11 protein-coding genes are annotated in these 13,722 nt (G+C 61.7%); 3 read left to right on the top strand and 8 right to left on the bottom strand.

Features of this window, described 5'->3' with window-relative positions; translation table 11 throughout:
- Positions 1-98: 98 nt before the first annotated feature.
- Entirely contained in the window at positions 99-806 is a 708-nt protein-coding gene (locus QM647_RS10555) for a DUF6445 family protein (RefSeq protein ID WP_414995474.1), read from the top strand.
- Positions 807-837: 31 nt separating this feature from the next.
- Here the strand turns inward: QM647_RS10555 and QM647_RS10550 are convergent, their stop codons facing one another.
- Genes QM647_RS10550 through QM647_RS10530 form a run of 5 tightly spaced genes read right to left on the bottom strand, consistent with a single transcriptional unit; the run spans position 838 to position 5,193 of the window.
- Positions 838-1,713, bottom strand: a complete 876-nt coding sequence (locus tag QM647_RS10550; RefSeq protein ID WP_414995473.1) for a DUF4198 domain-containing protein — start codon at positions 1,711-1,713, stop codon at positions 838-840.
- A gap of 26 nt (positions 1,714-1,739) precedes the next feature.
- Positions 1,740-3,056, bottom strand: a complete 1,317-nt coding sequence (locus QM647_RS10545; protein WP_414995472.1) for an NADPH cytochrome P450 oxidoreductase family protein — start codon at positions 3,054-3,056, stop codon at positions 1,740-1,742.
- Entirely contained in the window at positions 3,053-4,042 is a 990-nt protein-coding gene (locus QM647_RS10540) for an FAD:protein FMN transferase (protein ID WP_414995471.1), read from the bottom strand. The genes QM647_RS10545 and QM647_RS10540 overlap by 4 nt, the downstream gene beginning before the upstream one ends.
- The gene (locus tag QM647_RS10535; protein ID WP_414995470.1) at positions 4,043-4,564 is read right to left on the bottom strand and encodes a DUF2271 domain-containing protein; all 522 of its coding nucleotides are present in this window, start codon (positions 4,562-4,564) and stop codon (positions 4,043-4,045) included. It lies immediately after the preceding gene.
- Between the two features lie 8 nt (positions 4,565-4,572).
- Positions 4,573-5,193: a PepSY-associated TM helix domain-containing protein gene (locus QM647_RS10530; RefSeq protein WP_414995469.1), complete on the bottom strand. Its 621-nt coding sequence runs from the start codon at positions 5,191-5,193 to the stop codon at positions 4,573-4,575.
- A gap of 169 nt (positions 5,194-5,362) precedes the next feature.
- Here QM647_RS10530 and QM647_RS10525 point away from each other — a divergent pair, with 169 nt between their 5' ends.
- Positions 5,363-6,490 (top strand): pyridoxal phosphate-dependent aminotransferase, encoded by a 1,128-nt coding sequence (locus QM647_RS10525; RefSeq protein ID WP_414995468.1) that lies wholly within the window; start codon positions 5,363-5,365, stop codon positions 6,488-6,490.
- Here QM647_RS10525 and QM647_RS10520 read toward each other — a convergent pair.
- The gene (locus QM647_RS10520) at positions 6,487-6,939 is read right to left on the bottom strand and encodes an Lrp/AsnC family transcriptional regulator (RefSeq protein ID WP_414995467.1); all 453 of its coding nucleotides are present in this window, start codon (positions 6,937-6,939) and stop codon (positions 6,487-6,489) included. The genes QM647_RS10525 and QM647_RS10520 overlap by 4 nt on opposite strands.
- Positions 6,940-8,883 carry an isoaspartyl peptidase/L-asparaginase gene (locus tag QM647_RS10515; protein ID WP_414995466.1) on the bottom strand — a complete coding sequence of 648 codons (1,944 nt, stop codon included), beginning with the start codon at positions 8,881-8,883 and terminating at the stop codon, positions 6,940-6,942.
- A 213-nt stretch (positions 8,884-9,096) separates the two neighbouring features.
- Between QM647_RS10515 and QM647_RS10510 the strand changes: the two genes are divergently transcribed.
- A complete protein-coding gene (locus QM647_RS10510) occupies positions 9,097-11,877 on the top strand; it encodes a TonB-dependent receptor plug domain-containing protein (protein WP_414995465.1) in 2,781 nt (926 codons plus the stop codon).
- A gap of 63 nt (positions 11,878-11,940) precedes the next feature.
- Here the strand turns inward: QM647_RS10510 and QM647_RS10505 are convergent, their stop codons facing one another.
- Positions 11,941-13,692 carry an amidohydrolase gene (locus tag QM647_RS10505; RefSeq protein ID WP_414995464.1) on the bottom strand — a complete coding sequence of 584 codons (1,752 nt, stop codon included), beginning with the start codon at positions 13,690-13,692 and terminating at the stop codon, positions 11,941-11,943.
- Positions 13,693-13,722: the final 30 nt, after the last annotated feature.

The following is a 13,722-nucleotide window of genomic DNA, read 5'->3' as shown; positions in this document are numbered from 1 at the left end:
ACAAATTAATGACAAGCGGCAAAACATTGTATTTATTGTGAAAAACAATGTGCTTTTCAGGTAACAGCCGCAACATCCTGTCACGGGGGACACAAATCATGACACCTGAGTTGCGGGTCATCGGCAACAACCAGAGCCGGATCGTGATTGTGGATGGCTTTACCGGCGCCTGCGAGCGGATTCGCAACCTCGCGGCCGGGCTTGCCCCCTTCCCGCCCGCGGCTGGCACCTACTATCCGGGCCTGCGGCGCTTCATCACGCCTGCCGATACGGCCGCCCAGGCCTATGCCGATGACCTGCTCCAGTCGGCGGCGCCTCTGATCAACGATACATACAGTCTCAACGGCTTCGATATCCTGGAGTCCAGCTTTTCCATGGTGACACGCGGACCGGAAACCCTCTCCGCCAACCAGCGCGTGCCGCATTTCGACGATACCGATCCGAACTATCTCGCCATTCTGCACTATCTCAGCCCGACACAGGGAAGGGGCACGGCCTTCTACCGCCATCGCGCCACCGGCATCGAACGGGTGACGGCCGAAAATGTCGACGCCCTGGTCACCCTGCTCAGGCTCGAAAGCCCGCAATGGCCGCAGGAGGGTTATATCAATGGCTCAAACGCCTGGTTCGAACAGATCGGAGAGATCGAGGCCGTGCCGGATCGCCTGGCCATATATCCGGGCAGCCTGCTGCATTCCGGCATTATCCCCTCCGACATGCCGCTGAGCGCTGATCCGCTCATGGGCCGGCTGACGGCCAATCTGTTCATAAAAGGCAGGCCGCACTGGTCTCCCAGGCGGCCTTAATATCCATGCAGACAGGTGCAGAAGCCGTCCGTCAGGGCGCGACTTCAATTGTCAGGCTGTAGGACCAGCTGCGCGGATCGCTCTGGTCGCCATCCTGCCACTTGCGGTTCAGTTCGATGACATAGACGCCCGGCGTCTCGAAGGTCACCTGCGCCTTGCCGTCCGCGCCGGTCGTGCCGGTATAGACATAGCTGGCGTCACGATACTGGTCGCCGCCGCGCTCGATCTTGAAATCAGCCGCCGGCAGGGGCTTGCCATCGAACACCACGGCGAAATCAAACGTGCCGCCGGCGAACAGGCGGCTGGGATGGGTGACCGGCGCGACTTCCAGGCCCTTGCCTTCAAGCGGGGGCAGGCTATCGGAGGGTTTTTTCAGCGAAATATAGCTGTCGGCGCGGCTCATGCCCTTGACGGTAACGGTCCGGGCATCGGCGGGAATGGCTGGCGGGGGCGGCATCTGTCCGCCGCCCGGCGCACCTTGCCCCTGGGGGGCCGCCCCCCCTTGCCCGCCGCCGGGGCCACCGGGGCCGCCCGGACCGCGCACCGGACGCCATTGACCATCGAGCTCAACCATCTGCATCGAACGCATTTCCACATTGCCCGTCGTCAGGCGGAAGGTGCCTTCGTGCGGCAGAGCTGTTTCAAACAGGGTGACTTCCTTGAACTGTGTGCTCTTGGCCGTCGTGGCCGCTCCCTTGTCGTCGATGATCTGGAAGCCGTCGACCTTCAGCGCCCCTTCCGGTATGAAGAGGTTCTCCGAGGTCGCTGCCTCGGCCGTGACATAGGCATCGGTCGGCGCGAAATTATAGGGCAGGATATAGCTGGTGCGTGCCTCAGCGGAAACCGTGGCGAACAGGGCGGCTATGGTGAGGCTGGCGGCAAGGCCGGACAGGACAGGTTTGAACATGAGTGTCTCCCAAAAACGCATATAATTCAGTAAAGATCGCGGCGGTATCGGCCGGAAGTCTTGGCGTCATCGACCCAGGCCTGGCCGAGCGCGCCCACCAGCGCCTGCTCGACTGCCAGCCCCATATCACGGCCGCCGCAACAGAGAATGGCGCCAGACTGGCCCAGCCAGGCCGGGATATCCAAAGCCTTAGCCGTCACCACCGCCTGGACATATTGCCCCTGGCCGTCATCCGGCCGGGAAAAGACCAGGTCGAGACGCGCCAGTTGTCCGGCTTCGCGCCACGCCGTCATTTCGTTCGCCAGCGCACCGTCATTCACCGGATGGCGCTCGCCGTAGATCAGCCAGACCTTGCGCCCCTGCGCCTTCGCCTGAAGGATATGCGCCCGCAGGCCGGCCAGGCCGGATCCGGCGCCGATCAGCAACAGGGGACCGTCGCCTTCCGGCATATGGAACCCCTTGTGTGATTTGACCCGCAACGGCAGGCTTCCGCCCGTCTCCAGACCTGCGATCAGCAGGCCGGAACCGTCACCGCGTTCGCCATTAGCCTTGCGCACTTCGCGGACATAGAGGTCCAGACGGCCCTCCTGCGGCAGGCTGGCAATCGAATAGTCGCGGCGATGGCCAAGCGGCGTGGTAATTTCAACGAGATCGCCTGCCTGCCAGTCCACCGTCTGGCCGGTGAAGCCAAGGTGATATAGGGGATGGCTGCCCTGAGGATTGAGGCGCGTGCGCGTTTCCAGCCGCCACGGCAGCCCGGCGTCGGCATGAACGGTCTCCTGCCCCCCCAGAGCCACCAGCAGGTCATGCCATTTCTTCAGCGCCGCCGCATCGAGATCATCGACCTCGACCGCCGGCGCCACGGCTTCCGCGCCGCAGGAGACCAGCCAGTTGAAAACACGGTGCCCGAAGGCGCAGAACTGATGATATTTGCGGTCGCCCAGAGCCAGGACGACCACGCGCTGCCCGGAAAGGTCCGGCGTTTCGCGCATCAGGGTCTTCTCGAAGCGCAGGGCTTCGTCCGGGGCGTCCCCCTCGCCCGTGGTCGAGATCACGCAGAGAATATGTTTCGCTGCCTTCAATTGCGCCAGGCTCACCTTGTCGGTGGAAAGAACCTGCGCCTCGCGGCCGCCCGCCACGAGGGAGGCCATGCTGTCGCGGGCAATCTCCTCGGCCTGTCCGGTTTGCGAAGCATAGAGCACCAGATAGTCGCTGGTCGTGTTCGAACGCTTGCGGCCCTTCAGCGCCGCCCACAGGCTGACCGCCACGAAGAAAGCGCCAAAGCCGCCCGCCCAGGCCCAGTGTTCGGGGTCAGTGGTCAGGGTATCGAGGAAGGGCGTCACAGCCAGGCCTCCAGACGCGGGCTCACGGCTTCACGGAAGCCATCGCCTTCGCGCAGCCAGACCAGGCAGGGAATATTGCTGGTCGCAGCAAAGGCCATGGCTTTTGCTTCCCCCATCACCATCAGGGCGGTGGCCAGGGCGTCGGCGCGCCAGCACTCGGCATCAAAGACAGTCACGCTGACAATCCCCGAGCGCGTCGGCGCCTGGGTACGGCTGTCGATGATGTGCGAATGCACCTGCCCCTCATGCACGAACGAACGCACCCGTTCGCCGGACGTGGCCACAGCCAGATCGCACAGCGCGGCCACGGTAGCGGTCATAGCCGGTGTTTCGATCTCGACCCAGAACGGCAGGCCGTCCGGCTGCACGTTCCAGCCTTTCAGTTCGCCTCCAACCTCGATCAGGGCGGAACGCACGCCCGGTTCGGCCTTCAGCAGGTCCATCAGGGCATCGACGGCATACCCCTTGGCAATGGCGCACAGGTCCAGGCGCACATCCGCTGGCTTGATCATGCCATCCGCCTGCCAGACGAGATCGCGCCAGCGGCCGGGCGACAGGACCGAGGTATCCGGCAGCCCCTCGGGCACAGCCTTAGCGCCAAAGCCCCACAGTTCCACCGCCGGCAGGATAGCCGGATCGAAAGCACCATCCGTGAGGTCCGCCGTAGCGAGGGCATGGCGTATGACCGTCATCATCCGCGCCGGCAGGGCCACGAAGGTACCGGCCGGCGCCAAGTTGAAACGCGTCAGGTCGGAATCGATCCGGTACGGGCTCATTTCCCGGTCGATTCCGTCCAGCACTGCCTGCAGCCGCGCCGGCAGTCCCAGCAGGACGGCATCGGCCTCGGCATGGAAGCTGACCCGCCAGGTCGTGGCGAAGGCCGAACCGCCGAGATCGTGGCGGACCGTTCCGACAGGCGGATGCGGTTCCGCGACCAGGTCGGGGATCAGGACGCGACGATCGAGGGCGGGCAGCGGCAGGGACATTTACGGCTTATAGGTGAGCTTGACCTGACCGAGTTCGGTGGTGCCGGCCGCCGTGGCGGTCGTCGCCCTGGCCGGGTTCCAATTCAGCGGCAGCTTTACCTGGTCGTGGCCGCCCTGTTCGCGCGAAGCCTCGACGACGAAGCTGTAGGCGCCGGGCTTCAGGCCCTTGAATGCGGAATTATTGGTATCCAGGGTCAGGCTGTTGCGGCCGGGAGCGCGTGTCGCGCTGCTGAAACCATCGGTCGAGACCAGGTCGCGGCCACTCTTGCGCCACCAGGAGCGCAGGTCCTTCAGCCAGCGGGCGCCGTGATTTTCCTGCTTCTTGGTATCGTACCACAGGAAGGCGTTGGCGACGTGATTACCGGACGTATCCTCGATCCAGCCGACGACATAGGGCTTGTGATATTCGGCGACCTTCTGGGTCGGTATCTCGATATCGAGCACGACCTGGCCCGCATTCGCGACGGAAGCGGTCAGGCCGGTGGCCGCAACCGCGGCGAAAGCAAGGTATTTGGCAGTCATGGGAAACCTCAGGCGTGAACAAACAAAAGGAAGAGAATGAAGGGGAGCACCAGGCCCAGCGCCACCAGTGGCCAGGTGATGCGGCGGCCACGGGCGTAAAGCCACAGCAGGCCGAAGCCGGTGACGGAAAACACCACGCAGGCAATGGCGATCAGGTCGATGAACATGGCCCAGACCGGCCCGGAATGGCGGCCCTTGTGCAGGTCATTGAGCACCGCGATCAGGCCCCGGTCCGTACGTTCATAGATGGCGTGGCCATCGATACGGCTGATCTCCAGAGTCGAATCCACGCCCGGCGCCGACAGGCTGAGATAAATGCCGTCATCATCGGCATCGACCGCAGCGCCACGCACATCGATGCCCGTCGCCCCGCGAATGGCTATGGCTTGCGTGGCCGTCAGGGGCACATTGGCGGTTACAGATGTCAGTCCGGCCAGTGTAGCGGGCGACACCTGGCGCTCAATCTTCGTTACCTTCGGCTCGGCCTCGATCTGCGTCGCATGGTTGAGCGTGAAGCCGGTCACGGAAAACAGCAGCAGCCCCATCAGAGAGATGGCCGAGCTAATCCAGTGCCACTGACGTAGCTGGTTACGCCAGAAGCCTGATTTTGCCGTTGAAGAACTGGCCATAAGGAGAGAAATACCGCATTAACTTGATAATCATTCGCATTAACAACAATTCCCTACTCTGGCAAGCGGTCCAAAGCATTAAAAAACATAACGTAGCTATTCAAATTAAGCGTTTAAACCCTGCCATTTTCCAGTTGGGATCGGCGCCCATCTGGCTTAGGGATGACACATGCACGATATCGAACCCTTCCACGCCATCACCATCAGCCGCCTGGCGCACCAGTTAAAAACCGACGGCCGCTCGATCATCCATATGGAGTTTGGCCAGCCCTCGACCGGCGCTCCCGCCAGGGCGATCGAAACCGCGCATCATGTGCTGGATACGGACGGTCTGGGTTATTGGGAAAGCCCGGCCCTGCGCGAACGGTTGGCGCGCCACTACCGGGAAACCTATGGCGTCACCGTCGCGCCGGAGTGCTTTATTCTGACCTGCGGTGCCTCGCCCGCCCTGCTGCTGGCTCTGATCTCCAGTTTCGAACCGGGCGCCCGCATCGCCATGGCGCGGCCGGGCTATGTCGCCTACCGCAACACGGTCAAGGCCCTGCGTCAGGTGCCGGTGGAGATTCCTTGCGATGCCTCGGTGCGCTTCCAGCTGACGGCCGAGGCTTTGGCAGCTGTCGAACCGGCGCCGGATGGCGTCATCATCGCCAGCCCGGCCAATCCGACCGGCACGATCATTGACGCCACCGAACTGGAGGCCATCGCCGCCGTCTGCCGGGAACGCGGCATCCGCATCATTTCCGACGAGATCTACCATGGCCTGAGCTATGTCGAACCCGCTCATTCCATGCTGGAATTCGCACCGGACGCCCTGGTCGTCAGCAGCTTCTCCAAATATTTCAGCATGGTCGGCTGGCGGCTGGGCTGGCTTCTGGTGCCGCCGGGCCATCTGGAGCGGGCACGCGCCTATGTCGGCAACCTGTTCCTGACCGCTCCCTCGCTCAGCCAGCACGCCGGGCTGGTGGCGCTGGATTGCCATGAGGAACTGGAGGGTCATGTCGCGGTCTATGCCAAAAACCGGCAATTACTGCTCGACGCCCTGCCCGCCATGGGGCTGACGTCAATCGCCCCGCCCGATGGCGCCTTCTATATCTATGCCCATATCGGCCACCTGACCGACAACAGCCTGGACTTCTGCCAAACCCTGCTGCGCGAGACAGGCGTGGCCGCGGCCCCAGGGTATGATTTCGATCCGGTGGACGGACGGCACTTCATCCGCTTCAGCTTTGCCGTCTCCACGCCTCAGATCGAGGAGGCGATCCGCCGGCTGACCCAGTGGTTTGCCCACCGGGCTTAGCGTTCCAGCTTGGCCGCCAGGATGATCGAGGTGGTGGTGCGCTCAACGCCATCCAGCAAGCCAATGCGGTTGATCAGCTCGTTCATTTCGATGCTGTCTGCCGCCTCGACCATGACGATGATGTCGTACTCGCCGCTGATGGCATAGACGGCGGACACCTCGGAAATCTCGGCCACGCTGACCTCGACCTCCTGACAGAGTCGCGGCAGGGTCTTGATCATGACATGCGCCCGCAGACGCGATTTCGAATAGGCCTGCCCGAGCCTGACCGTATAGCCGTCGATAATGCCTTCGTTTTCCAGCCGCTCCAGACGGGCATAGACCTGGGTGCGCGGAATATCGAGCATGGTGGCAAGCTGTGACACCGGCAGGCGTGAATTCTCACGCAGCGACGCCATCAGTTTACGGTCGATGGCGTCGAGTTCCGGAGCGGGCTTGCGCGTGGTCATTTATTTCATTTTCTCGTCGCCATAGATGGCGGTCTGGATAACGGGGGAATCGGAAGAGACCGCCCCACGATACATCCCGACATCATTTATGGCAAAGGCCGGCTTTCCGCTGGCGTCCATGGCGATCAGGCCACCATCACCGCCTATCGATCCGATCGACATGATGGTGTCATAAGCGGCCGTTTCTATGTTCTGATGATTCCAGCGCACGCGGTCACAGACCTGGCGGCCGGCGGAATCGCGGATGAAATATTCGCCGGTGCCAGTGGCCGAAACCGCGCAGTCGCTATCCCGCGCATAGGTGCCGGCGCCGATCAGCGGGCTGTCGCCGATACGGCCCCACTGCTTGCCGGTCAGGCCGCCGGTCGAGGTCGCCGCCGCCAGGTGACCGTCCGAATCGAGCGCCACCGCACCGACCGTGCCGTACATATGCGTGGGATTGATCATCGCCTGGTGGTCCTTCTTCCAGTCTACCAGCATCTGTTCGCGTTCCGGTGTGTGGAAATAGCTCGGATCGACCTGTTCCAGCCCCTGCGCCTTCGAGAACGCATCCGCCCCCTCCCCGGCCAGGAAGACGTGGCGCGTCTTGTCCATGACGGCGCGCGCCGCCAGGATCGGGTTCTTGGTGCGCGTCAGGGCCGCCACGGCGCCGGCCTTCATCGTGCCGCCGTCCATGATCGCGGCGTCGAGATAGACATTGCCGTCGGCCGCGATGGCCGCGCCCTTGCCGGCATTGAACAGGGGATTATCTTCCAGAGGCTTGATCGTGGCCTCAACCGCATCGAGCGCTGTGCCGCCCTTGTCGAGCACCGCCTGCCCCGCCTTCAGCGCCTCGGCCAGACCGGCGCGATAGGCCGCGTCCTTCTCCGGCGTCAGATCGCCGCGGTCGATCACGCCAGCCCCGCCGTGAATGGCCAGCGACCAATGCTTCTGCTGGGTCAGGACGCCATCGGTGACATCATAGGTGCGGGTAAAGGACGGCTGGCCGACCTCAAGGGTCTTTATATTGAAGGTGCTGGTCTTGCCGATGCCGGTGACGCTGACATTCTTGATATTGAGCGGCTTGCCCGCCGCCAGGTCATGAACCTCGCCGCCCTGAACCAGCCAGCCGTGGCCATCGAGATTGGAATAGACCTTTGCGGTTCCATCGGCCTCGACAGTCATGGCGGCTTCCTCGTCGATTCCCAGACCAACCAACGGATGGGCGTAACGTTTGCCATCGGCATCGCGCAGGGTTTCCGACTTGACGACAAAGGCGATCAGGCGGCCGAGGCGCTCTCGCACGCCGAAATGGCTGTCGGTGACGATATTGGCCAAAAGCTCCGAATGCAGGAAATCGCTTTCCATGGTCACGGCCGGTCCCATCGGGTCCTTCATGGCCTCGGGCGAGGTAACGCTGCCGCCATCCATGGCGCCATAGAGCCACGCCCCCTGCACCGCCAGGCCGGCCGAGGTGCCACCGATCGGCCTGCCGGCCGCCACATGGGCATCGAGCGCTTCGTTCAAAGGCGTCCCCTTCCACATGCGCACATAGTTGGACTGGTCGCCGCCCGCCAGGAAGATGCCATCGGCTTTCTTCACCGCTTCCAGAAGCTTCGGATCGTAGGCCGCCTTGCGATTGGTGAACAGGAAGGTACGCACCGAACTGACGCCCTTCACCTGATTATAGAATTCATCCTGCGATTCCGTGGTGCCTGAAGCGCGCAAGACGACGATATGACCGTGACCGGCATGAGCGGTGAACCAGCGGAAGGCATCATAAGCCCAGTCACCGCCACCGCTCAGGAGAAAGCCGCCGCTTACCGGATCGGTGGTCGGTTTGGCCTCATCACCGATAACAAAGGTCTTGTAGCCCGGCCCGCTTGTCCATTCCTTCGCCTCCGCTACATTCGCCACATTTAAAGTTACACAGGCGAGACTTAAGGCGAGAATCAGGTGACGCATGACGGGCTCCGTGTGGTTAGTGCGCAAATGCAACATATCACCACAACTGTGATCTCAAATTGCCCCTAAGGCAACAATTTGATTGCACTAGATGACATATTGATGTCACTTTTCTTCATGTTTCAGCAAATTTAGTGCACTTTGAAACTATATTTGCAATTTTTTCCAATTCGCAAAAGCGAACATTGTTACGTAAAAATCAGGAGCTGCTTAATGACGAAGACAAACTTCACACGCCCCAGTTTTACTCGTCTGTGCCGGCTGACCCTGCTGGCGGGGTGTAGCCTCTATGGTCTTTATGGCGCCGCCCACGCACAGGACACTTCCGCCACAACCCCGACGACAGCCGGGAGCGAAGAACCGCAGACCGTCGTTGTGCTCGGTTCGCGTATTCCCCGCACCCAGAAGGAAGGTCCGGCCCCCGTGACCGTGATCACATCCGACCAAATTCGCGCCGGCGGTTATGCCAGCGTACCGGACGTGCTCAAGACCGTGACACAAAACAGCGGTGAAACGGAATCGCAGCAATCGGGCAATGCCGCCGATTATTCCCCCGGCGCCCAGCAGGTCGACCTGCGCGGCCTCGGCCCCAACCATACCCTCGTCATGGTCAATGGACGCCGCATTTCCGATTTCCCCATGCCGTTCGATGGCAACGGCAATTTCACCGATATCTCCAACATTCCGCTCGGGATGGTCGACCAGATCGAAATCCTGTCCGGCTCGGCCTCGGCCATCTACGGTTCGGACGCCCTGGCCGGCGTGGTCAATTTCAAGCTCAAGGAGCGGTATGACGGCTCGACGCTCGACTACCGCTATGGCTGGACCGAAAAGGGTGGCGGCCAGTCGCACCGCCTGAACTATTCCTCAGGCTTCGATGCCGGCAAATTCCACGGCGTCTTCGGCGGTGAAATTCTGTGGCAGGACCCGATCTATGGCTACCAGCGCAAGAAACAGGATTCGACACTGGATGCGCCGGACCCGGAATACCAGACGGCCATAACCAACTGGCAGCGCGTCGATTATGATGTGTACGCCATCGATGCCACGGACGCGCAGTGCGCCCTGACCACTTCCACCAATAATGGCACCACGCATCTGGCGACCGATGATTATTATTCGGGGGGTGACAATGACGCGGCAGGCAATTACTGCGGCAGCGAATCCGCTGCCGGCTACCGCACCATCCAGTCCGAGCGCCATGCCGGCAACCTGGTGGGCTCCTTCACCTACGATTATTCCGATACCCTGCATTTCTTTGCCGACGTGCAGTTCGGCGTCAGCCAGGTCTCGCTGCTGAAGCGCCCGACCTCCTGGAGTTACCAGACCGCCGATGGCGACGACACCGGCGACTTCTACAACAGCTATACCGGGGGCACCGACAACTGGTATCGCATCTTCACGCCGGAAGAAATGGGCGGGCTCGACAAGGCTATGCGCCATGTCAACTCGACCACCTATACGCTGACGCCAGGCGTGCGCGGCACCTTCGGCAAGGATGACAAGTGGAATTACGAGGTTGCGCTCAACTACAGCGCCTATACGGCCGAGGTCATCTTCCCGCTGATCAATGCGGCAAAGGCCAATGCGCTTTTCCTGGGTACACAGGATGGTGAGGACGATGACTACGGCCTGCCGGTCTTCAACGCCGATCCGACCCGGTTCTACACCCCGCTGACGGTCGAGGAATATGACTCGATCGCCGAAAACGCGGTCTATCATCCCAAGAGCTCGGTCGGCGAGCTCACGGCCCAGATCGGCACCCGCGACCTGTTCCAGATGCCGGCCGGCCCGGTGGGCTTCAATTTCCTCGTCGAAGGCGGCCGCCAGGACTACGACCAGGGCACCGACCCCAAGGCGGCGGAGCCCTACTTCTTCAGCTGGACCGACTTCATCTCGAAGGGCCACCGCACGCACTACGGCACCGGCGTGGAATTCAGCATTCCACTGTTGTCAACCCTGTCGTCCAGCCTGGCGGCCCGTTACGATCACTACAGCTATGCTGAGCACGATGTCGGTCAGGCCACATACAATTTGGGCCTCGAATATCGTCCGCTCAAAACCCTGCTGCTGCGCGCCGCCTGGGGCACGGGCTTCCGCGCACCGGACCTCAACTATGTCTATCAGGGAATCGGTTACGAGGAAGGCCGCGCCACCGACTACTACGCCTGCTATAACGACACGCCGGAAGACTATCCGGGCGATTGTGGCCGCGGCTCGCGCATCTCCGTCCAGACCGGCGGCAACCGCGATCTCGACCCGGAAACCAGCGAAAGCTTCAATACCGGCTTCGTCTGGGCCCCATCACGCGCCTTCGATCTCAGCGTCGACTACTACAAGATCACCATGAAGGGCGTGGTCGAGGACCTTGTCATCAACAATCTGACCCGGACCGAAGGCGAATGCCGCAATGGCATACAGGATATCAATTCCCCCACCTGCCAGGACGCCATCGCCCGCGTTACCCGTGACTCGGACGGCGACATCACCCAGGTCTATGTCAGCCCGATCAATGTCGCCGAGGAAAATACGTCCGGCATCGACGTGGCGGCGCACCTGCGCTTCGATACGCCGATCGGTATTCTCGGCCTGTCCGGCAGCTACACCCACGCCATCGATCACGATTACACCCGCTATGCCGGCGATACCCCCATCGACAAGCTGGCCTACGATTCAGGCTACTACATCCCGCGCAACAAGGCTTCGGGCAGCGTCAACCTGAAGACCGGCAAGTGGAAGTTCAACATCGACGGCAACTTCATCGGCCGCCTGCCGAACTATGACGAGGACGGCTGGGTCAAGCCGTACACGCTATACAACGCCTCGGCGCAGTACGAGATCAACGAGAAGATCACGCTGTCACTCGCCATCGACAACCTGTTAGATACCGATCCCTCCTACGATTCCACCTGGACCAGCTATCCGTACTACAACAGCAACTGGTACGACGGCGTCGGTCGTTCGGGCTTCCTGCAGATCACCTACAAGTACTGATAAAGTCCGTGTGACATAACTTCCGGGCCGGCGAATATCCCCCTCGCCGGCCCTTTTGTTTGCCTATTTCAAGTCATCCGCCTTATAGACGACCTTGCCGCCGACCATGGTCAGCAACACTTTGGTGTCACCGATTTCCTCGGGTCTGATCTGGAACAGATTACGGTCGAGCACGATCAGGTCGGCGAACTTGCCGGTTTCCAGCGACCCCGTCACCTTGTCCTGCCTGAGGCTATAGGCGGCATTGAGCGTGATCGCGCGTATGGCTTGCCCCACCGTCAGGCCGGGATCGATGCCCAGCCGCCCCGGATATGTCACTGCGTCCTCACCGATGGCCGAGCGGGTGACGGCGATCTGCAGGGCCAGCCATTCATTGAGCGCGTCCACAGGCCAGTCGGAGCCATAGACGATCCGCGCGCCGTAGAGTTCGAGTATGCCTGCCGGCTCCATCAGGGCGGACCGTACCGGCCCCAGGGCCGGTTTCGACTGCTCGATATCCACCGATGGCCGCTCCCACTGGAACGACAGGACCGGCAGAGCATTGACCTCGGCATAGCGTTTGTAATCCGCCGGATCGACGATTTCGTCATGGGCGATGGCCGGGCGGATTTCGTCCGTCGGATGGGCCTTGCGCATGGCTTCCACCGCATTCAGCCCCATCCGTACCGAGCCATCGCCATCGGCGTGCATGTGCGGATTGAGCCCGGCTGCCGCCAGTTTGGTAAGGGTCTCATTGAGTTGATCTTGCGAGAAATACGGCTTGGGTCCGTAATTTTGCCCCGGCCTGCCGTTCTCGAAATAGGGTTCGACCATCACCGCCGAATAGGCCGGCGCCGAATAGACGCCATCGAGAAACAGCTTCGCCGTATCGACCTTCATGATTGGCTTCACGCCGTCATCCGCCTGCTCGAATTCGGCCTTTTCCTTCAGCACCTCGGCAATGGCCTTATCCGCATCATAGTCGGCCGGAGAATCGATCAGCACGGCGAAATGCGCCCGCGCGGTCAGTCCGCCCTGCTGGGAGACCGTACGATAGGCCGTCATGGTCTCGATATCGGTATAGGCGTCGAGAAAGGACGTGATCCCCTGTTCGCGCATGGCCTTCAGCGCCAGTTGCGTCGCCTTGTAATTGGTCTCCACAGTCGGTGGCGGCACCACCTTGTCGAGCAGGTCCTGCGCCGCGTCCTGCAGAAGCCCGGTTGGCTCACCCGCGGCATCGCGGACGATCACCCCGTCCTTCGGCTGGGGCGTATCGCGCGTAATGCCGGCCAGTTGCAGGCCGCGCGTATTGGTCAGGTTGGAATGGCCGAACGACGAATGCACCTTGATCGGGCGCGTGGTCTTCACGCCATCGAGCGCGGCGCGGGTCAGGACTGTGCCTTGCGGTTTCGCGCCCTGCTCGAACCAGTTGATCACTAATAGCCAGTCGTCAGGTCCGGCCGTTTTGTCGTCGTCGACGCACTTTTGAATGCGCGCCTGGAATTCCGCTACGGTCAGGCTTTCATAGTTCAGATTGCAGCTCAGCATGCGCAGGCCACCCGATTGCGGATGCATATGGCCATCGATCAGGCCCGGCATGATCATCCGTCCCTTGAGATCGATGACCTGGGTCTTGCGACCGACATAACCCTTTGCCCCGCTGTCATCGCCAACATAGACGATGCGGCCATCCTTTATCGCCAGGGCCTGGGCCGTGCTGTCCTTCGCATCGACCGTATAGACATAGGCATTGCGGAAGACCGTGTCGGCGGCAGGTGTTTTCGCCTGTGCGCCAAAGGCGGTAAGCCCCATCACCAGACACAAAACTCTCTTCATTGGCGATTATCCCCTGTCGTTTTTTGGCGC

It is taken from the genome of Asticcacaulis sp., from assembly GCF_047605585.1.
In the GTDB taxonomy this organism is placed as follows: domain Bacteria; phylum Pseudomonadota; class Alphaproteobacteria; order Caulobacterales; family Caulobacteraceae; genus Asticcacaulis.
This window is presented reverse-complemented; position numbering and strand designations above follow the sequence as displayed.

Bases quoted from the DNA above. Each gene is read 5' to 3' on its own strand.
- QM647_RS10525 (WP_414995468.1), top strand. From the start codon at position 5,363: ATGCACGATATCGAACCCTTCCACGCCATCACCATCAGCCGCCTGGCG.
- QM647_RS10520 (WP_414995467.1), bottom strand. From the start codon at position 6,939: ATGACCACGCGCAAGCCCGCTCCGGAACTCGACGCCATCGACCGTAAA.
- QM647_RS10515 (WP_414995466.1), bottom strand. From the start codon at position 8,883: ATGCGTCACCTGATTCTCGCCTTAAGTCTCGCCTGTGTAACTTTAAAT.
- QM647_RS10540 (WP_414995471.1), bottom strand. From the start codon at position 4,042: ATGTCCCTGCCGCTGCCCGCCCTCGATCGTCGCGTCCTGATCCCCGAC.
- QM647_RS10550 (WP_414995473.1), bottom strand. From the start codon at position 1,713: ATGTTCAAACCTGTCCTGTCCGGCCTTGCCGCCAGCCTCACCATAGCC.
- QM647_RS10555 (WP_414995474.1), top strand. From the start codon at position 99: ATGACACCTGAGTTGCGGGTCATCGGCAACAACCAGAGCCGGATCGTG.
- QM647_RS10530 (WP_414995469.1), bottom strand. From the start codon at position 5,193: ATGGCCAGTTCTTCAACGGCAAAATCAGGCTTCTGGCGTAACCAGCTA.
- QM647_RS10535 (WP_414995470.1), bottom strand. From the start codon at position 4,564: ATGACTGCCAAATACCTTGCTTTCGCCGCGGTTGCGGCCACCGGCCTG.
- QM647_RS10505 (WP_414995464.1), bottom strand. From the start codon at position 13,692: ATGAAGAGAGTTTTGTGTCTGGTGATGGGGCTTACCGCCTTTGGCGCA.
- QM647_RS10510 (WP_414995465.1), top strand. From the start codon at position 9,097: ATGACGAAGACAAACTTCACACGCCCCAGTTTTACTCGTCTGTGCCGG.